Here is a 19510-nt window from a genome sequence, read left to right on the forward strand (position 1 = left end):
CATGGGCGGCTTGGAAGCATGTAATCTCGCCGACGCCCCAGCGGGAGGTCCCTTCGACGTGACGCGAATATCGACGGCGCCGCCACAAGCGCTGACGGCGGCGCTGGAGCGCCTGTTGGACGAGCGCTCGCGCCGGGCTCTGGCGGAGCGGGCGGCGCGCATTTCCGCCCTCTATCGCTCCGGGGGAACGACGGCGCAGGCGATCCTCTGTGAGGACGACGCTCTCGCCTACGCCCTCTATCGGCTTCCGGCCACCTATGCGGCGACCGTCCATGTGCTCGGCCGGCTCACGGAGCGGGCGCCGGATTTCTCGCCGCGCCGAATGCTGGACCTCGGCGCCGGCCTCGGGACCGCGAGCCTCGCCGCGCGTGCGATCTGGCCGCAGATCGACGAGAATGCGCTGCTCGACCGTAGCGAGCCCTTTCTCGCGCTCGCCCGCCGGCTCGCCGGCCCGGCCTTGGAAAAGGCGCGAATCATCGCCGGCGATCTGTCCGCGCCGCCCGCGCTCGGCGCGCCTTTCGATCTCGTCGTCGCCAGCTATGCGCTGACCGAGATCGCGGAAAGCAGCCTCGACCACGCCATCGACGCCGCCTGGGCGAATTGCGCCGGCGCTCTGATCCTCGTCGAGCCCGGCACGCCGCGCGATTATGCACGGCTGATGCGGATGCGGGCGCGGCTCATCGCCTCGGGCGCGCGCGTCTCCCTGCCCTGCCCGCATTCGGCGCCCTGCCCGCTGGAGCCGCCGGACTGGTGTCATTTCTCGGTGCGGCTCGCCCGCTCGCGTGACCATAAGCTGCTCAAAGGCGCCGACGCGCCCTTCGAGGACGAGAAATTCGCCTATCTGGCGGCGACGAGAGAGGAGGCGGCGATCGCTCCGGCCCCGGCTCGGATGCTGGCGCGGCCAGAGGTCCTAAAGCATGGATTAAGGATAAAGCTTTGCACTGTGGCGGGAATCGAAGAAGTTACGGTGCCAAAGCGCGATAAACAGACCTTCGCGCCTATAAAAAAGAAAGACTGGGGCGACGAAGTCGTCCAAGGGGAAACACCGGCGAGGGAATGACATGCAGCGCCCGAGGGTCGCGCCCTATCTCACCGTCTCGCCGGCCGCAGGCGCGATCGCTTTCTACACCGCCGCTTTCGGCGCGCAGCAACGGGCGCTGATGCCTTCCATGGATGGAATGCGCATCGCCCATTGCGAGCTCGCCATCAATGGCGGCTCGGTGATGCTCGCCGACGTCTTTCCAGAATTGGGCCACGCCAGAATGCCGCTACCCGGCGAGCAGGTCACCGCCTCAGTGAGCCTGGAATATGACAAAGCGCATGAGGTGGACGAGATCGTCACCCGCGCGACCCAGCTCGGCGCCAAGGTCGAGACGCAGCCGACCAACACTTTTTGGGGCACGCGCTACGCCGCGCTGCGCGATCCCTTCGGCCACAGATGGATTTTGAACGCGCCGCTCGATTCCTCGGGCGGCTGAGCTTCAGCAAGCGCGGCGTCACGGCTCGACGAAGAAAGACCGCCGCATCGAGGTCCAGGTTTCGAGCGCCAGCTCGATCTCCGACGGCGATTCGCAGCAAAATTGCGCCAGCGGCGAAGCGTCGCCGACAAGAATGGACGGAACCACCGCCGCCCGCGCCGGCGTCACGGCGCCGGACACGCTGGCGGCGATGACGAAAGCCTGATCGAAAGGCCGCGCGGCCTCGATCGCCCGAGCCAGCGGCTCCGCGCCCTCGCCGGCGTCATGGAGATTGGCGAAGCGGCCGGCGAGGCCGAGCCCTTCCGCCACAGCGGCGAGGGCCTGCGTCCCTGCCGCAAATGCGATATGGGTCCAGCCCTTGGCGGCCAGCGCCTCCAGCGTCTCCGCCGCGCCATCTACGAGCCGCCAATCCGGCTCGCGGCGCGCGACGACGCCCTCGAAATCCCAGAACAGGATTTTGCTCATCGATTCTCTCGCATAGAAACGATGAAGCGATCCTGCGGCCTACCGCCATACAGGATCGCTCCGCCACGCTTCGCAATGTCGGAAAAGGCTCCGGGAGCCTTACTCGGCCGCGGGGGCCGGCTTGTCCTTGGCCTTGGCCTTATTGTCGATGCGCTCGGCGATACGGGCGGATTTGCCGCGACGGTCGCGCAGATAATAGAGCTTGGCGCGGCGGACCTTGCCGCGGCGGACCAGCTTGATCGAGTCGACCAGCGGCGAATGGAGGGGGAACACGCGCTCCACGCCCTCGCCATAGGAAATCTTGCGGACGGTGAAGGCCTCGTTGAGGCCGCCGCCCTGGCGGGAGATCACCACGCCCTCATAGGCCTGGATGCGGGAGCGGTCGCCTTCCTTCACCTTCACATTGACGATGACGGTGTCGCCGGGGCGGAATTCCGGGATCGACTTGCCTTCGAGAAGGCGGGCCGATTGCTCGGCGTCGAGTTGCTCGATGATGGAGGGCATGAAAAAAAACTCCTGCCGTTTCGCCTGTCGCCGCCGCGGCGGCTCAAAGCGAGCGTTTCGGGACGCTGTTTTGATTTGGACGCGTCGCCATACACGAGGCGGCGCCGATTGTCGAGAGAGGGCGCTAAACCAAGGAACGCGCGCTCACCCTCCCCTTCAGGGGGAGGTAAGGAACGCCTCTTCCGGCAGCTCTTCTCCGACGCACGGTTGGCCCCGTCTTCGCATGGCGCGGCCGGAGCGGCGCCGCGGGCGCCTTTTAAAAGCGCGAGACCGAACAATGGCGCAAGACTTTCGCAGGATCGACGTCGCCGCCGCGCGCGACGTGATGAGCCGCGGCGAGACGCTCGTCCTCGACGTGCGCGACCCGCAATCCTTCGCGCGCGGCCACATAGAGGGCGCGGAGAACGCCTCCCAGGACGATATGACCTATTATCTCTTCGAGACGCCGAAGAACAAGCCGGTCATCGTCTGCTGCTATCACGGCAATTCCAGCCAGTCCTACGCCCGCATCTTCGCCGATATGGGCTTTGCCGAGGTCTACAGCCTCGACGGCGGCTATGACGCCTGGGCGGCGGCCGAGCGGGCCTGAGGCGGGATAGTTGCGCTCGGGTTCTTGCGCTCGGGCGCCCGCATTGTCATAAGGGCCGCCGGCCTCAACCACTCGGCGCTCCTCATGACCAGCTTTCTGCAGCGCGTCTTCTCCGGCGTGCAGTCCACCGGCAATCTGCATCTCGGCAATTATCTCGGCGCGATCGTCAAATTCGTCGAGCTGCAGCAGAGCTTCGACTGCCTCTATTGCGTCGTGGACCTGCACGCCATCACCGTGCCGCAGGACCCGATCGCGCTGCGCAACAACACGCGCGAGATCGCCGCGGCCTTCATCGCCTGCGGCATCGATCCGAAGAAGAACATCGTTTTCAATCAGAGCCAGGTGGCCGAGCACGCCGAGCTGGCGTGGGTGCTCAATTGCGTCGCCCGCATCGGCTGGCTGAACCGCATGACGCAGTTCAAGGACAAGGCCGGCAAGGATCGCGAGAACGCCTCCATGGGCCTGCTCGACTATCCGGTACTGATGGCCGCCGACATTCTGCTCTATCGCGCCACCCATGTGCCGGTCGGCGAGGATCAGAAGCAGCATTTGGAGCTCGCCCGCGACATTGCGCAGAAGTTCAACAACGACTTCGCCGAATCGATCGCGCGCAACGGCTTCAACGACGCTTTCTTCCCGCTGCCGGAGCCGCTGATCTCCGGCCCGGCGACGCGCGTGATGAGCCTGCGCGACGGCACGAAGAAAATGTCGAAATCGGACGCGTCCGATTATTCGCGCATAAATCTCTCCGACGACGCCGATCAGATCGCGCAGAAGGTGCGCAAGGCCAAGACCGATCCCGACGCCCTGCCGTCGGAGGAGAAAGGCCTCGAGGGACGGCCGGAGGCGGATAATCTCGTCGGCATTTTCGCGGCGCTGTCGCAGCGCACGAAAGCCGATGTCCTCGGCGAATTCGGCGGCTCCAATTTCTCGACTTTCAAAGTCGCCCTCGTCGACCTCGCCGTGACGAAGCTCTCGCCGATCACCGCCGAGATGCGCAAGCTGATGGCGGACGCAGCCTATATCGACGATGTGCTGCGCGACGGCTCCGCGCGGGCGCGGGAACTGGCGCGCACGAATATGGATGCGGTGAAGGATATCGTCGGCTTTTTGCGCTGACCGATCTGCTTTAGGCGAGCGGCTTCGGGCCGCCGCTCGCCCAGTCCAGCAATTGCACCGTATGGACAATGGGAATCGCCGTCCCCTGCCCGATCTGAATCATGCAGCCGAGATTGCCGGCGGCGATGGCCTGCGGCGCGACCAATCGGATATTGGCGACCTTGCGCTCGCGCAACGCGCTCGCCAGCTCGCCCTGCAGGAGATTATAGGTTCCCGCCGAGCCGCAGCAGATGTGGCTCTCGGGCACGGGAACGACCTCGAAGCCGGCGCGGCGCAGCAGCTCCATCGGCAGATCGGCGATCTTCTGCCCATGCTGCAATGAGCAGGCGGAATGATAGGCGACGCGCAGCCGTCCGACATCGACCGACGGCGCGAAATCGAGAGCGGCGACGATCTCCGTCACGTCGCGCGCCATTGCGGCGATGCGCGCGGCCTTTTGCGCGAGCGCGGGGTCATCGCGGAACATATGGCCATAGTCTTTGACCGTCGTTCCGCAGCCGGATGTGTCAATGACGATGTGATCGAGCCCGCCGCATTCGATCTCGCGCGTCCAGGCCTCGATATTGTGGCGCGCGAGCGCATGTGACTCCGCGCTCTTGCCGAGATGATGCGGCAGCGCGCCGCAACAGCCGGCGCCCTCCGCCACCACTATTTCCGCGCCGAGACGCGTCAGCAGCCGCGCGGTCGCTTCATGAATTTTCGTGTCGAGCACGGTCTGCGCGCAGCCGCTCAGCAGCGCGACGCGCATTTTGCGCGCGCCCTGCGCGGCGAGGCTTTGCGGGCGATCGATCGGCGAAGGCGTGGGTAGACGGGCCGGCGCCATTGCGATCATGTCCCGCATGCGTCGCGGCAGCAGGCCGGCGAATGGACGCGCCAACGCCGCGGCGCGCATGGACCGGCGAAACAGCGCCGGCCGCGTCAGCACAAAAGCGAGCGTCGCGCGCAACATGCGATCGAGGAGCGGACGCCGATAGGTCTTCTCAATATGCGTACGCGCATGATCGACGAGATGCATGTAATGCACGCTCGACGGACAGGTCGTCATGCAGGAGAGGCAGGAAAGGCAGCGGTCGACATGACGCACGGTGCGCTCGTCTGCGGCGCGGCCGTTCTCCAGCATCTCCTTCATGAGATAGATGCGCCCGCGCGGCGAATCGAGTTCGTCTCCGGTGAGCAGATAGGTCGGACATGTCGCCGTGCAGAAGCCGCAATGGACGCAGGCGCGCAGGATTTTCTCCGACTGCGACATGTCGGAATCGGCGAGCAGCTCGGGGGAGAAATGCGTCAGCATCGCTTAACTCTAGAACTCCGCGCGCAAGCGGCCGCGCTCTAGAATGAAGCGCGGATCGAACGCCTCCTTCACGCGCCGCGTGAGCGAGGCGAGAGCGGAAGGCTGCGGATGGAACACATCCACGCGCGCGCGAATATCGGCGTCGGCGCGAATGAGCGTCGCATGGCCGCCGAGCGCATAGACGATGGCGCGTATGACCGTCGCATGAGCGTCCGCCGCCGTCTCGAGGCGCAGCCAGACGAGGCCGCCGGCCCAATCATAGAAATGCGCGATGAGCGGCGCGTCGGCGCCGCGCAGCCTCTCGACGAAAGCGAAACCGTCCGTCGGCGCGAGCGAGACGCGCCATATGACGCCCTCCCCCGCGATCGGCTCGGCGTCGCGAAGGCGCGACCAGAATGCGCGGCTTTCGTCTGCTGCGAGAACGCTCGTCGCGCCGCCGAAATCGGCGAGAAAGCGCGCGAGATCATCACGACGCGTCGTGACGGAAATCGGAGGCCCTTCGAGCCGCAGCGCCGCCGCGTCGCCCTGCGGATCATAGGCGAGGCTCGACACTTCATAAGGCGAGCCGGACGCTTTGCGCAGCGCTGCGAGGCCCTTCTCCGCGCCGAGGCTGGAGAGCAGCAAGGTCTCCTCCGTCTCCGCCTTTGGCAACACCTTCAACGTCAGCTCGGTGAGCGCGGCGAGCGTACCATAGGAGCCGGCGACGAGCTTGGAGAGATCATAGCCGGTGACATTCTTCATCACGCGGCCGCCGGATTTGACGATCTCGCCGCGGCCGGTGACGCTGCGAAAACCGAGAAGATGATCGCGCGCCGCGCCCGCCTTTATCCGTCGCGGGCCGGAGGCGTTGACGGCAATCACGCCGCCGATGGTGGCGTCGTCGCGCGCGCCGCCGAGCAGCGCCGCATGATCCATCGGCTCGAAGGCCAATTGCTGATTTTGCGCATCGAGCAGCGCGACGATCTCGCGCAAGGGCGTTCCCGCGCGCGCCGTCAGCACCAGCTCTTGCGGCTCATAGAGCGTGACGCCGGAGAGCCCCACGAGCGAGAGCACATGCTCGTGCGCCACAGCGCGTCCGAGCGCGGCTTTAGAGCCATGGCCTTCGATCGACAAAGGCGCATCTCGAGCGAGCGCGGCGCGGATGGCCTCGGCGACGTCGGCTTCGTCTCTCGGCGTCAGGCGCATGTGACGTGCTTCCCGAGTCGCGCCGCGCGACTCCTTCTCCCACGAGTGGGAGAAGGATAGCGGCGGCGAGACTCAGCCCTTCTCGGGCAGGTTCAGCCTTATGTGCAATTCGCGCAGCTGCTTGGCCGTCGCCTCGGAGGGCGCGCCCATCAGCAGATCCTCGGCGCGCTGATTCATCGGGAACAGCACCACCTCGCGCAGATTCTCCTCGCCCGCGAGCAGCATCACGATGCGATCGACGCCCGGCGCAATGCCGCCATGTGGCGGCGCGCCATATTGGAAGGCGCGATACATGCCGCCGAATTTCTCGATCAGCACATTCTCGCCATAGCCGGCGATCTCGAACGCCTTCTTCATAATGTCCGGGCGATGGTTTCGGATCGCGCCCGAGGACAATTCGATGCCGTTGCAGACGATGTCGTATTGATAGGCGAGAAGATCGAGCGGGTCCTTCGACTCCAACGCCTCCAGGCCGCCCTGCGGCATGGAGAAGGGATTGTGCGAGAAGTCGATCTTCTTGTCGTCTTCGTTGTATTCATACATCGGGAAGTCGACGATCCAGCAGAATTCGAAGACATCGGTCTTCGACAGCCCGAGCTCGGTTCCGACGCGCAGACGCGCGGCGCCGGCGAGCTTGGCCGCCTTCAGCTCCTCGCCGGCCGAGAAGAACAATGCATCGCCGGCCTTCACGCCGCCCTTGGCGGCGAGCGCGGCCAGCGCCTCCGGCGGGATGAACTTCGCGATCGGCCCCTTGCCGATCAGCGCGCCATTCTCCTCGTCGAAGATGATGTAGCCGAGGCCCGGCGCGCCTTCCGAACGCGCCCAATCATTGAGCTTGTCGAAGAAGCTGCGCGGCTGCGCGGCGGCGCCCGGCGCCGGAATAGCGCGCACCACTTTGCCCTTGAAGGCTTTGAAGCTCACATCGTCGCGCGCGAATTCCGCGCTGACGTCGGCGATGATGAGCGGATTGCGCAAATCCGGCTTGTCAGAGCCATATTTCAGCATGGCGTCGCGGAAGGCGATCTTGGGGAAGCTCTGCGTCACCGGCTTGCCGCCGCCGAATTCCTCGAACACGCCGCGCAGCACGGGCTCGACGCAAGCAAACACGTCTTCCTGCGTCACGAAGCTCATTTCGATATCGAGCTGGTAGAACTCGCCGGGGCTGCGGTCGGCGCGGGCGTCCTCGTCGCGGAAACAGGGCGCGATCTGGAAATAGCGATCGAAGCCCGCCACCATCAAGAGCTGCTTGAACTGCTGCGGCGCCTGCGGCAACGCGTAGAATTTGCCGGGATGAATGCGCGAGGGCACCAGAAAGTCGCGCGCGCCCTCGGGCGAGGAGGCGGTGAGGATCGGCGTCTGGAACTCGAAAAAGCCCTGGGACTTCATGCGCTGGCGCAGCGAATCGATCACCTGGCCGCGCAGCATGATATTGGCGTGCAGCTTCTCGCGGCGCAGGTCCAGGAAGCGGTATTTGAGCCGCGTCTCCTCAGGATAGGGAAGGTCGCCGAAGACCGGCAGCGGCAACTCGGCGGCGGGGCCGAGCACCTCGATCTCGGTGACATAGACCTCGACGAGGCCGGTCGGCATATCGGGATTTTCTGTGCCGGCGGGGCGCTTGCGCACCTCGCCGTCGAGGCGCGCGACCCATTCGGAGCGCAGTTTTTCCGCGGCTTTGAAGGCCGGCGAATCGGGATCGACCACGCATTGCGTGAGGCCGTAATGGTCGCGCAGATCGATGAACAGAACCCCGCCGTGGTCGCGAATGCGGTGGCACCAGCCGGAGAGCCGGATTTTCTCGCCGGCATGGGCCTCGCGCGACTCTCCACAATTATGCGAACGATAGCGATGCATCTCGAGTGTCTTTGTGTTCGTAGGGAGGGATGTTTCTAGCCGCGGAGAAGCGCAGGGGGAAGGGGCGGTGTCAAGCGGCGGGGCGGCTCATGTCTCGATCGGGTGAAGGAGCGAATCCCCGACCCTCGTCCTGAGGAGCCGCCGCAGGCGGCGTCTCGAAGGACGGTCGCGAGCCGAATTCATGGGTTTCTCGCTGCGGCCGTCCTTCGAGACGCCCGCTTCGCGGGCTCCTCAGGACGAGGGGTTGGGAACTTCGTCCTTCGCCCATAGGGCCTGACCTTGGTGTCTTCATGGTGAAATTCGAACCACGACGACACGAAGAGGCGCCCCGCCGCCGGAATCCGGCGCGGGAGGATGGGAGGTCCGGGACGCCGCGGCTCCGTTCGGCCGTGGCGTAAAAAGAGACGCGCATCGAAGCCGGAAAGCATCCCGGACCACGGCCGCCTTTTCTGTTCGCCGCCTGCGGGCTCAGGGTTGTTTTCCCCTTTCGGGTAGTCTACCCCCGCGCGAGCCTCGGAAATTCGGCCGACTTTCGCATGTGTTCCCACATGCCTCAGCACGAAGGAGAAGCCGTGCCGGCGGCGTGGCGTCGCTCGAGACGAGAGAGGGTCTGCCCCCGCCCTTACGAACCGCGCCCCCGCCGACGCCGCCTACCCTTCAAGGCGACGCCCCACCGGCGGAGGCAGGGAAGAAGATAGGAATTTAGTCCGCAGACGTCAAGGGTGGGGGGTGATGATCCAAAATGTATCGCTATTGGTCGGAGCCATCCACCACGTAGCTCGCCGCAGCAATTCCTTCCGCTTTGAATTTTCGAGAAACCCACGCCATCTCTCTACAAACAACCCGTACTTCCAAGGATGACGATCGAAAAACCCGTCTCCCAATGCGGCCAATAGCATCAATTCAAAGCGTTTTGTCTGACCTTGACGCCCGCCTTCGGCAAGAAAGCTGAGCCGATCGTCATCGTAAGGAGCTATTGCAGCCTCAACTTGCTGAAGATCATGAAAGCCGAGATCTTTTAGGAGCCTCGTAGTCCAATCGTAGGACCAAGACGAAATTCTTCCATCTGCTCCAAGCCTTTTATCAAGAAAAAATTTCAGTGAGTTTGGTGTTATTTTAATACCTGTCAGATTTCCATGCTGGACCATCGACTTCGCATGACTTTCCAACTCTTGATCTGCATTTTGTATGGCTTGAAACTCTCGGTCTGCGATCTCCAGCATCCCAGCAAGTGCCATAAAGCGACGACGTATTTCTGTTGGAATTGTCTTGGATGATTTATATTGTATGTCGTGCTCAATTTCTGCCCATGCGTGCTGTAGAATAGTACGAAGCTGAACCTCAACGATCGCCCCTGAAAATCTATGATACTCAGAAAGGCGAGTCCTATCGCCCTTAATTTGAAGAAGATAGTGAATGCTTTGATAGCCAAACCTATCCTCTTCAATCAGTGCCAGCCCCTTGTTAGATTTCTCTAAAATGTCAAACTCTTCATTTAAGATACTATCAACGTCAGCTAATGTTCCAGGGAAATGCGTAATTACGCGAACAACTGCAAGATCCGTAATATCCTTCAATGGATTCTTATATTTTGGCAAATTAGGGTCAATCTCAAGAGGAATCGCCGCCCTCCGGCCAAAACTCTCCGCATCTTTGGCGCGAGACTGAATAGAGTGTACTTTAACGCCTCTATTTTTAATGCACTCTTGAATTATTCTAGCAACAACTGTACACAAATCTTGTTAAAAAGGCTGAACTCGCAAATATTCCGCAACAGCCGCCTGCGAGTGCGCATCAATGCTACGCTCTTCAACGCAAATATTCTCTTGCATCTCAGACATATACCGTCTCTATTTCAATTCAGTTATGATCCCCATGTCCTCAACACCCCCTCACCGCGTAAACCGCAGCGCTGCGAACAGCAGTCCGCCGACCGCGAGCTGCGTCACCACCATCCAGCGCAGGATTTCGACCTTCAGATTGGCCGCGCTCGTCTCGATCTTGGATTCGAGCCGGTCCATGTCGGATTTGATCTTCGTCTCGAGCCGATCGATGTCGGATTTCGCGGCGACGCCGTCGCGCAGAGCGACGTCCAACGCCTCGGCGTGAGCGCGCGCTTCTTTCTCGTCGACGCCGGCTTCCCGCAGGCGATCGACATAAGCGAGACGGTCGAAAACAAAGGCCGATGAGCTCATGGGCCAAAAGATAGGCTCGTGTCGACCGGAAGGCAAACGGCTTCTGCGCTCTCCGTCGCTGGGCGAGAGAGGCCGCCCTCACGCCTTCCATTCGAACGGGTTCAGCGTCGGCGCCCCCAGCGCTTCGAAATCCCGCATATCGCGCGTGACGACGGTCAACCCGTGGACGATCGCCGTCGCGGCGATCATCGCATCCTCGATCAGCCCATCCGGCTTGCGATGCATGAGACGCGCCCATTGGCGAAAGGCGGGCGCATCCATGGCGAGAACATTATAGGTCGCCGCGACCTGCTCCAGCCAGGCTTCGATCGCAGCGGCGCGTTCGGCGTCGCGCGCGCGCGTGATCTCGATCCCCGCCTGAATCTCGCCGATCGTCACGGCCGACAAATAAAGGTCATGGTCGGCGACGCTCTCCAGCCAGGCAATGACGCCGCCATGCGGCCGCGCGCGCCGCAATTCCGAGACGACATTGGTGTCCAAGAGATACATTAATCGAAGCCGCGGGGCGGCCGACGACGCCGGGCGCCCCGCTCCGGCAAATCCAGATCGCCGCGCGCCGAGTCGGACAGGAGCAGGGCCTTCAATGTCGGCGGCGCGGATTGACGAAGCCTGCGCCATTCGCCGATCGGGACCAGAACAGCGGCCTCCGCGCCGCGCCGCGTGACCATCTGCGGACCCTCGTGGAGACACGCGTCCAACAGCTCGCTGAATCGCGCCTTGGCGTCCTGGACAGCCCAGCTCTTCATGATGCGCCCTCTGCTGACCAGTCAGATAACTAGTCATTTTGTCGCATCGGCGCAAGCGACGAGCGAAGCGAAGGCGGCGCAGACGGTTTCCTCGCCCTTCGAGACGCCGGCTTCGCCGGCTCCTCAGGATGAGGAACTATTTCCTAATCGCTCGGGCGCTGGACGCCGAATCTCGCCTCGGGCTATCACCGCTCCACTGAAACGCGCCCGCCCCGCCCACCAAAGAGCCCCCATGATCCCCTGGACCCTACTCGATACGGCTCCCGTGCCCGGCGGCGAGGGCGAGCTGCGGCTCCGGCGGCGGGGCGCGGAATTTTCCATCCGGCTCGGCACGGTCGAGCTGATGAACAGCCGCATCAGCGGCTCGGAGGAGGCGCTGGCCACGCTCTCCTGCGCGAAAATCGCAGGGAGGGCGCAGCCGCGCATCCTCATCGGCGGGCTCGGCATGGGCTTTACCTTGCGCGCCGCGCTGGGCGTGCTCGGGACGAAGGCGCAGATCGTCGTCGCCGAGCTCGTGCCGGCCGTCGTCGCCTGGGCGCGAGGGCCGATGGCGGAGCTGTTCGGCGACAGCCTGACCGACGAGCGCGTGCGCATAGAGGTGGAGGATGTCGGGCGAGTGATCCGCTCCGGCCGCGGGAGCTATGACGCCATTCTCCTCGACGTCGACAATGGCCCCGAGGGCCTCACGCGCGACTCCAATGGCGGGCTCTATGGCGTCGAAGGATTGCGGGCGGCGCGCGCCGCGTTGCGCCCCGGCGGCGTGCTGGCCGTGTGGTCCTGCGCTCCGGATCGTGATTTTGCCGCACGGCTGCGCAGGACCGGCTTCCACATGGAGGAGGTGAGGACGCGCGCCAGAGGCCGAGACGGCGGCGCACGGCATGTGATCTGGCTCGCCACGCGCGCCGATTCGCCGCCGCGGCGTCCTGAGGCGGAAGCGTGACGCGCAATTCGGCGGAGGCCGAGCCTTTTTTCTGGTGGGAAGGCGAGATTTTGGTGGTCAATATTTTGGGGCGGCCGGCCGCCAGTCGCGACGCCATCGGCAAGCCCAGGGGCCATCAGCTCGAGGTCAGCGTGACCACGGCGCCGCGCCGAGGCCGGGCGACCGATCACATGGTGCGTTTTCTCGCCGGCGAGTTCGGCGTCGCGCCATCGGCGATCGAGGTGGTGTTCGGCCGCATGAATGTCAACAAGCAATTGCGAATCACGGCGCCGCAGAAGCTCCCGAGGCCGTTTCGCCGTTCGTGAGCGCGACGACGCGCATTCATCTGGGCGGAACGGGCGGCCGCCCCCTTCCCCTTGCACGGATTCTCGTCTAACACACGGCCGACCGCCGGGCCGGGCCTCCCGCCCCGCCGGGTCTCGTCTCACGGAGGGCGCGCTGGACCTTGGAAAGGCTGCAGCGCGGCCTTTTTTTGTGCGCGCCGGCGCCGCGACAGACGACAAGACGCGCGCTCTCCCCCATTCTGGGGAGCGTCCCGCGACGAAAGGATGACAGACGGACCGACATGCCGAAGCGAACAGACATCTCGACCATTCTGATCATCGGCGCCGGCCCCATCGTCATCGGCCAGGCCTGCGAATTCGACTATTCCGGCACTCAGGCCTGCAAGGCCCTGCGCGCCGAGGGCTATCGAATCGTCCTCGTCAATTCCAATCCCGCGACGATCATGACCGATCCCGACATGGCGGATCGGACCTATGTCGAGCCGATAACGCCCGAGATCGTCGCCAAGATCATCGAGAAGGAGCGCTACGCCATTCCCGGTGGCTTCGCGCTTCTGCCCACCATGGGCGGCCAGACGGCGTTGAATTGCGCACTCTCGCTCGAGCGCATGGGCGTGCTGCAAAAATTCGACGTCGAGATGATCGGCGCCAACGCCCAGGCCATAGACAAGGCCGAGGATCGCGAATTATTCCGCGAGGCCATGACCAAGATCGGCCTGGAGACGCCGCGCTCGCGCCTCGCCAACGCCACCGACGTCAAGACCTCCGACAAGGCCAAGCGCAATGCCGAGATCGCCGAGATCGAGGCCTCCGCCCTCTCCGCCGAGGAGAAGCAGAAGGCGATCGCCGATATTCGCCGCCGCTGGGAGGCGGACGAGTCGGAGCGCAAGCGGCGATACATTTCCAAGGGCCTGACCGAGGCGCTAGAGGCGCTGGAGGATATCGGCCTGCCGGCGATCATCCGGCCGTCCTTCACTTTGGCCGGCACGGGCGGCGGCATCGCCTATAACAAGGCCGAGTTCATCGACATCATCGAGCGCGGCCTGGACGCCTCGCCGACCACCGAAGTGCTCATCGAAGAGAGCGTCATCGGCTGGAAAGAATATGAGATGGAGGTCGTCCGCGACAAGGCGGACAATTGCATCATCGTCTGCTCGATCGAGAATATCGATCCCATGGGCGTGCATACGGGCGATTCGATCACCGTCGCCCCTGCCCTGACGCTGACCGACAAAGAATATCAGATCATGCGCGACGCCTCGCTCGCCGTGCTGCGCGAGATCGGCGTCGAGACCGGCGGCTCGAATGTGCAATTCGCCGTCGATCCCGCCACCGGCCGCATGATCGTCATCGAGATGAATCCGCGCGTGTCGCGCTCCTCGGCGCTGGCCTCCAAGGCGACGGGATTCCCCATCGCCAAGGTCGCCGCCAAGCTCGCCGTCGGCTACACGCTGGACGAGATCGCCAATGACATCACAGGCGGCGCGACGCCGGCCTCCTTCGAGCCGACGATCGACTATGTCGTCACCAAGATTCCGCGCTTCGCCTTCGAGAAATTCCCCGGCGCCGAGCCCATTCTGACGACGGCGATGAAATCCGTCGGCGAGGTCATGGCGATCGGGCGCAATTTCGCAGAATCGCTGCAAAAGGCGCTGCGCTCGCTGGAGACCGGCCTCTCCGGCCTCGATGAGATCGAGATCGACGGAATGGGCCGCGGCGACGATATGAATGTGCTGCGCGCCGCGCTCGGCACGCCGACGCCGGATCGGCTGCTCGTCGTCGGCCAAGCGCTGCGGCTCGGCATGGATCCGCAGGAGATTCACGAGGCCTGCAAGATCGATCCCTGGTTCATCGCGCGTCTGCAGGAGATCGTCGCGCTGGAGGCGCGGGTGCGCGCCTTCGGCCTGCCGAAGGACGCCGATAATTTCCGCGCCTTGAAATTCGCCGGCTTCTCCGACGCGCGCCTCGCCACACTCACCGGCGCCGGCGAGAAGGAAGTGCGCGCGGCGCGGCGGGCGCTCGACGTGCGGCCGGTCTATAAGCGCATCGACACTTGCGCGGCGGAATTCGCCTCGCCCACCGCCTATATGTATTCGACCTATGAGACGCCTTTCCTCGGCGCGCCGGCCAATGAGGCGCGGCCGTCGAATCGGCGCAAGGTGGTCATTCTCGGCGGCGGGCCGAACCGCATCGGCCAGGGCATAGAGTTCGACTATTGTTGCTGCCACGCCTGCTTCGCGCTCGCCGACGCGGGCTATGAAACCATCATGATCAACTGCAATCCCGAGACTGTGTCGACGGATTACGACACCTCCGATCGTCTCTATTTCGAGCCGCTGACGGCCGAGGACGTGGAGGAGATTTTGGACGTCGAGCGCAGCAATGGGACATTGCACGGCGTCATCGTCCAATATGGCGGCCAAACGCCCTTGAAGCTCGCCCATGCGCTGAGCTCGGCGGGCCTGCCCATTCTCGGCACGCCGGTCGATTCGATCGACCTCGCCGAGGATCGCGACCGTTTCAAGCGGCTGCTCGACAAGCTCGGACTGAAGCAGCCGAAAAACGGCATCGCCTATTCGGTGGAGCAGTCGCGGCTCGTCGCCGGCGAGCTCGGCCTGCCTCTGGTGGTGCGGCCCTCCTATGTGCTGGGCGGACGCGCGATGGCCATCATCCGCGATCAGAACACGCTCGACGATTATCTGCTCGGCACGCTGCCGAGCCTCGTGCCTTCCGATGTGAAGGCGCGCTATCCCAATGACAAGACCGGGCAGATCAACACGGTTCTCGGCAAGAATCCGCTGCTCTTCGACCGCTATCTCACCGACGCCATAGAGGTGGACGTCGACTGTCTCGCCGATGGCGAGGAGGCGGCCATCGCCGGGGTGATGGAGCATATCGAGGAGGCGGGAATTCATTCCGGCGATTCGGCCTGCTCGCTGCCGCCGCGCTCGCTGTCGCCGGAGATGGTCGCCGAGCTCGAGCGGCAGACGATCCAGCTCGCCAAGGCGCTCGGCGTCATCGGGTTGATGAACGTCCAATACGCGCTGAAGGACGGCGAAATCTTCGTGCTCGAGGTCAATCCGCGCGCCTCGCGCACCGTGCCCTTCGTCGCCAAGGTGATCGGCGCGCCCATCGCCAAGATCGCGGCGCGGATCATGGCCGGGGAGAAGCTCTCGGCCTTCACTCTGCCCACCCGCGCGCCGAATCACGTCGGCGTGAAGGAATCGGTCTTCCCCTTCGCGCGGTTTCCCGGCGTCGACACCGTGCTCGGGCCGGAAATGCGCTCGACCGGCGAGGTGATCGGCCTCGACCGCAGCTTCGAGGCGGCCTTCGCCAAAAGCCAGCTCGGCGGCGGCACAAAGGTGCCGCGGCAGGGAACGGTCTTCGTCTCGGTGCGCGACGCCGACAAGCCGCGCGTCATACCGGCGGTCCAGCAGCTGGTGAGCCTCGGCTTCACCGTGGTGGCGACGGGAGGCACGGCGCGCTATCTGCAGGAGCAGGGCGTGCCGGCGCAAAAGCTCAACAAAGTGTCGGAAGGGCGCCCGCATATTGTGGACGCCATCAAGAACGGCTCGGTTCAGCTGGTGTTCAACACGACCGAAGGCGCTCAGGCGCTGGCGGATTCTCGTTCCTTGCGCCAAGCTGCGCTATTGCATAAAGTCCCCTATTATACGACTCTGGCCGGCGCGATCGCAGCAGTCCAGAGCATCAGGGCCTATGTATCGGGAGATCTCGAAGTCCGCGCCCTTCAGGACTATTTCGCGTCGAATGCGTGACCTCGCGCCGCGCGAATATAATTGAAGGCCGCCGCATCCGCGGCTCGTTCATGTCGAGGAAGTCCGACCGTCCGCCGCAGCTTTCGCTGGTCCGGGGGCGCCGGGAATTTTGTTGACCGGGTCAGGACCATCCAGGAGCGAAAGAGCAAGAGACATGGTGGACAAGGTGCCCATGACCGCCGCCGGCTACGCATCTCTCGACGAGGAGCTGCGTCAGCGCCAGCAGATCGAACGTCCGCGCATCATCCAGGCGATCGCCGAGGCGCGCGCCCATGGCGATCTCTCGGAAAACGCTGAATATCATGCCGCGAAAGAGGCCCAATCGCTGAACGAGGGCCGCATCGCCGAGCTCGAGGACAAGCTCTCCCGCGCCGAGGTCATAGACGTATCCAAGCTCACCGGCAATACGGTGAAATTCGGCGCGACGGTCACCGTCGTCGACGAGGACACCGAGGAGGAGAAGGCCTATCAGATCGTCGGCGAGCCCGAAGCCGATGTGAAGAGGGGCCGCGTCTCCATCGCCTCCCCCATCGCCCGCGCGCTGATCGGCAAGAAGGCCGGCGACACGGTCGAGGTGAAGACGCCGGGCGGCGGCAAGAGCTATGAGATTTTGAAGGTCGCTTTCGTCTGAGCGGCATGGGCGGCGAGGCCCCCTCCCCAGCCCTCCCCCGCTGCGCGGGAGAGGGAGCAGACTCGGGGACCCAAGCGGAATCTGAAAAAGCTCGCGTTATCCTTCTCCCACTTGTGGGAGAAGGCAGCCCTCGCGTCAGCGAGGGTCGGATGAGGGCGCCTCCCGCAGTCCAATATTCTGCCGATCGGTTTGGACACTCATCCGACCCGGCCATTAGCCCGGCGCTTGCGACGGGCGTCCTATCGGACACCCTATGGCCGGGCCACCTTCTCCCGCGCGCGGGAGAAGGGAGAGCCCAAACCGCCTGGGTCCTCTCCGACACCCGCGCCGGCCATGAGGTCCAGAGTCTCGGCATAGCGGACGCCCTCGGCCTCTCCCCCCGCCTCATTCGCCTCGCCCCGCGCGGCCTCATCGCCGCGCTCGCGCCCTTCGGCCCGATCGATCCGCGCGAAGCGAAGCTGCTCGCCCCGCCCTATCCCGATCTCGTCATCGCCTGCGGCAGGCGGACGATTCCCTATATGCGCCATGTGAAGCGCGCCTCCGGCGGCGCGGTCTTCACCGTCTATGTGAATCGCCCGGCCAGCGGGCTCGGGACGGCGGATGTCATCGTCGCGCCGCGCCATGACGGGCTCGTGGGAGAAAATGTCATCGCCCCGCTCGCGCCGGCGAATCGGCTGACGCCACAGCGCCTCGCCGAAGCGCGCGCCGCTCTCGACCCGCGCGTCGCGGCGCTGCCTGAGCCGAGAGTGGGGCTGCTGATCGGTGGGGATAGTCGGCATTTTCGGTTTTCGGAGAGGGATGCGGAGAGGCTTCTCGCCGACGTCGGCGCCATGCTGGACCAGGGGTGGAGCGTCGCGGCGACGGTCTCGCGGCGGACGCCGGCGCGGCTCGTCGAGGCTTTGCGCGAGCGGCTCGTGGGCCCTCATCCGACCCCGCTTCGCGGGGCCACCTTCTCCCACGAGTGGGAGAAGGAAGCGCGCGCCTTTCTTTGGGCGGGGGACGGCGAGAATCCCTATCTCTCCATTCTCGCCGGCTCGCAGGCGCTGCTGGTGACGGCCGATAGCGTCAATATGGTCGCCGAGGCGGCCACGACCGGCGCGCAGGTCCATGTCTTCGAGCCGGAGGGCGGCGCCGCCAAGATCGCCGCCTTTCTCGATGCGCTCGAGCAGCGCGGCGCTTTGCGCCGCTGGCGCGGCCGGCTCGAGCATTGGCGCTACGAGCCGCTGAACGAGACGCCGGCCATCGCCGAAGAGATCGCCCGCCGCTACGCCGCCTTCCGTGGGGCGGCCCCCGTATTGCTTCATGGCTCGTGCGCTTCGTAATAGATTCGCGAGTCGCCCGAAGATCACGAGCGGTTGCGGCGCAACGCATAATGGCTAGATTGCGCCCATCCGAACGCGCCGCGCCGTCCGCGCGGAGACATTCGCAAAGAGCCTCTTCATGTCCGCAGACGATAAAGGCCGCCTGCACGCCCGCGTCATCGTGCTGGGGTCCGGCCCCGCCGGCTATACGGCGGCGATCTACACCGCGCGCGCCATGCTCGAGCCCGTGGTCATCGCCGGCTTCGATCAGGGCGGCCAGCTCATGATCACCACAGATGTGGAGAATTACCCCGGCTTCGCCGAGCCGATCCAAGGCCCCTGGCTGATGGATCAGATGCGCGCCCAGGCCGAGCATGTCGGCGCCAAGCTCGTCTCCGACCATATCGTCGAGGCGCGGCTGGACAAGCGGCCCTTCGAGCTATTGGGCGATTCGGGAACGCTCTACACGGCGGACGCGCTCATCATCGCGACCGGCGCCAAGGCCAAATGGCTCGGCCTTCCGAGCGAGGAGGCGTTCAAGGGCTATGGCGTCTCCGCCTGCGCTACTTGCGACGGCTTTTTCTTCCGCGGCAAGAAGGTGCTGGTCGTCGGCGGCGGCAATACGGCGGTGGAGGAGGCGCTCTATCTCTCGCAGATCGCCGCCGAGGTGACGGTGGTGCATCGCCGCGACTCCTTCCGCGCCGAGCGTGTGCTGCAGGAGCGGCTCGCCGCGCGGCCGAATGTCAAAATCCTCTTCGATCACGCGATCGACGAGATCTTGGGCGGCAGCGCCCCGCCTTCGGTCACGCAGACGCGCGTGAAGAACGTCAAAACCGGCGCGACGCAGACGCTGGATGTGGACGGGGTCTTCATCGCCATCGGCCATCAGCCGGCCTCGGAGCTGTTCGTCGGCCAGCTGGAGCTGAAGCCCTCGGGCTATATCGCCGTGCAGCCGGGCACGACCAACACCAATATTCCGGGCGTGTTCGCGGCCGGCGATGTCGCGGACGAGACCTATCGCCAGGCGGTGACGGCCGCCGGCCTCGGCTGCATGGCGGCGCTGGATGTGGAGCGATATCTGCTGGAGACGCCAGCGCATGCGAGCGACGCGCTCGCCTCCGAGGAGCCTTTGTGAGATAGCCCCCTCCCCGGCCC

Annotated in this window: 19 protein-coding genes; 10 read left to right on the forward strand and 9 right to left on the reverse strand. The window is 64.6% G+C overall.

Annotated elements, in window-relative coordinates:
* Positions 1-58 precede the first annotated feature (58 nt).
* The gene (locus tag C5689_RS11855) at positions 59-1060 is read left to right on the forward strand and encodes a small ribosomal subunit Rsm22 family protein (RefSeq protein ID WP_244594677.1); all 1002 of its coding nucleotides are present in this window, start codon (positions 59-61) and stop codon (positions 1058-1060) included.
* 1 nt (position 1061) lies between these two features.
* Positions 1062-1478, forward strand: coding sequence for a VOC family protein (locus C5689_RS11860; RefSeq protein ID WP_108917478.1), 417 nt, complete (start codon positions 1062-1064; stop codon positions 1476-1478).
* Between the two features lie 18 nt (positions 1479-1496).
* Here the strand turns inward: C5689_RS11860 and C5689_RS11865 are convergent, their stop codons facing one another.
* Positions 1497-1943, reverse strand: a complete 447-nt coding sequence (locus C5689_RS11865) for a hypothetical protein (protein WP_108917479.1) — start codon at positions 1941-1943, stop codon at positions 1497-1499.
* 99 nt (positions 1944-2042) lie between these two features.
* Positions 2043-2447: a 50S ribosomal protein L19 gene (gene rplS, locus C5689_RS11870; protein WP_018266314.1), complete on the reverse strand. Its 405-nt coding sequence runs from the start codon at positions 2445-2447 to the stop codon at positions 2043-2045.
* A 277-nt stretch (positions 2448-2724) separates the two neighbouring features.
* Here rplS and glpE point away from each other — a divergent pair, with 277 nt between their 5' ends.
* Complete coding sequence (gene glpE, locus C5689_RS11875) at positions 2725-3036, forward strand: thiosulfate sulfurtransferase GlpE (RefSeq protein WP_108917480.1); 312 nt, start codon at positions 2725-2727, stop codon at positions 3034-3036.
* An 84-nt stretch (positions 3037-3120) separates the two neighbouring features.
* Positions 3121-4155 carry a tryptophan--tRNA ligase gene (gene trpS / locus C5689_RS11880; protein WP_108917481.1) on the forward strand — a complete coding sequence of 345 codons (1035 nt, stop codon included), beginning with the start codon at positions 3121-3123 and terminating at the stop codon, positions 4153-4155.
* Between the two features lie 10 nt (positions 4156-4165).
* Here the strand turns inward: trpS and glcF are convergent, their stop codons facing one another.
* The 7 genes from glcF to C5689_RS11915 form a co-directional block, all read right to left on the reverse strand.
* A complete protein-coding gene (glcF, locus tag C5689_RS11885) occupies positions 4166-5446 on the reverse strand; it encodes a glycolate oxidase subunit GlcF (RefSeq protein WP_108917482.1) in 1281 nt (426 codons plus the stop codon).
* Positions 5447-5455: 9 nt separating this feature from the next.
* Positions 5456-6631: a glycolate oxidase subunit GlcE gene (glcE, locus tag C5689_RS11890; protein WP_108917483.1), complete on the reverse strand. Its 1176-nt coding sequence runs from the start codon at positions 6629-6631 to the stop codon at positions 5456-5458.
* A gap of 72 nt (positions 6632-6703) precedes the next feature.
* Positions 6704-8482 carry an aspartate--tRNA ligase gene (gene aspS, locus C5689_RS11895; protein ID WP_108917484.1) on the reverse strand — a complete coding sequence of 593 codons (1779 nt, stop codon included), beginning with the start codon at positions 8480-8482 and terminating at the stop codon, positions 6704-6706.
* Between the two features lie 716 nt (positions 8483-9198).
* Entirely contained in the window at positions 9199-10218 is a 1020-nt protein-coding gene (locus C5689_RS11900; RefSeq protein WP_108917485.1) for a GTP pyrophosphokinase, read from the reverse strand.
* Positions 10219-10374: 156 nt separating this feature from the next.
* Positions 10375-10677: a hypothetical protein gene (locus C5689_RS11905; protein ID WP_108917486.1), complete on the reverse strand. Its 303-nt coding sequence runs from the start codon at positions 10675-10677 to the stop codon at positions 10375-10377.
* A gap of 78 nt (positions 10678-10755) precedes the next feature.
* On the reverse strand, positions 10756-11166 hold the full coding sequence (locus C5689_RS11910) for a type II toxin-antitoxin system VapC family toxin (protein ID WP_108917487.1): 411 nt from the start codon (positions 11164-11166) through the stop codon (positions 10756-10758).
* Positions 11166-11423, reverse strand: a complete 258-nt coding sequence (locus C5689_RS11915; RefSeq protein ID WP_108917488.1) for a type II toxin-antitoxin system Phd/YefM family antitoxin — start codon at positions 11421-11423, stop codon at positions 11166-11168. The genes C5689_RS11910 and C5689_RS11915 overlap by 1 nt, the downstream gene beginning before the upstream one ends.
* Before the next feature lie 232 nt (positions 11424-11655).
* Here C5689_RS11915 and C5689_RS11920 point away from each other — a divergent pair, with 232 nt between their 5' ends.
* From C5689_RS11920 to trxB, 6 genes are all read left to right on the forward strand, one after another.
* The gene (locus C5689_RS11920; protein ID WP_108917489.1) at positions 11656-12363 is read left to right on the forward strand and encodes a spermidine synthase; all 708 of its coding nucleotides are present in this window, start codon (positions 11656-11658) and stop codon (positions 12361-12363) included.
* Positions 12360-12668: a DUF167 domain-containing protein gene (locus C5689_RS11925; RefSeq protein ID WP_108917490.1), complete on the forward strand. Its 309-nt coding sequence runs from the start codon at positions 12360-12362 to the stop codon at positions 12666-12668. The genes C5689_RS11920 and C5689_RS11925 overlap by 4 nt, the downstream gene beginning before the upstream one ends.
* A gap of 260 nt (positions 12669-12928) precedes the next feature.
* The gene (carB, locus tag C5689_RS11930) at positions 12929-16423 is read left to right on the forward strand and encodes a carbamoyl-phosphate synthase large subunit (RefSeq protein WP_108917502.1); all 3495 of its coding nucleotides are present in this window, start codon (positions 12929-12931) and stop codon (positions 16421-16423) included.
* Between the two features lie 157 nt (positions 16424-16580).
* Positions 16581-17054: a transcription elongation factor GreA gene (gene greA / locus C5689_RS11935; protein ID WP_024880327.1), complete on the forward strand. Its 474-nt coding sequence runs from the start codon at positions 16581-16583 to the stop codon at positions 17052-17054.
* A 149-nt stretch (positions 17055-17203) separates the two neighbouring features.
* Complete coding sequence (locus tag C5689_RS11940; protein WP_108917491.1) at positions 17204-18376, forward strand: mitochondrial fission ELM1 family protein; 1173 nt, start codon at positions 17204-17206, stop codon at positions 18374-18376.
* A gap of 118 nt (positions 18377-18494) precedes the next feature.
* A complete protein-coding gene (trxB, locus tag C5689_RS11945) occupies positions 18495-19490 on the forward strand; it encodes a thioredoxin-disulfide reductase (RefSeq protein ID WP_024880328.1) in 996 nt (331 codons plus the stop codon).
* Positions 19491-19510: the final 20 nt, after the last annotated feature.

It is taken from the genome of Methylosinus sporium, assembly GCF_003113265.1.
GTDB classification, from domain to species: Bacteria; Pseudomonadota; Alphaproteobacteria; order Rhizobiales; family Beijerinckiaceae; genus Methylosinus; species Methylosinus sporium.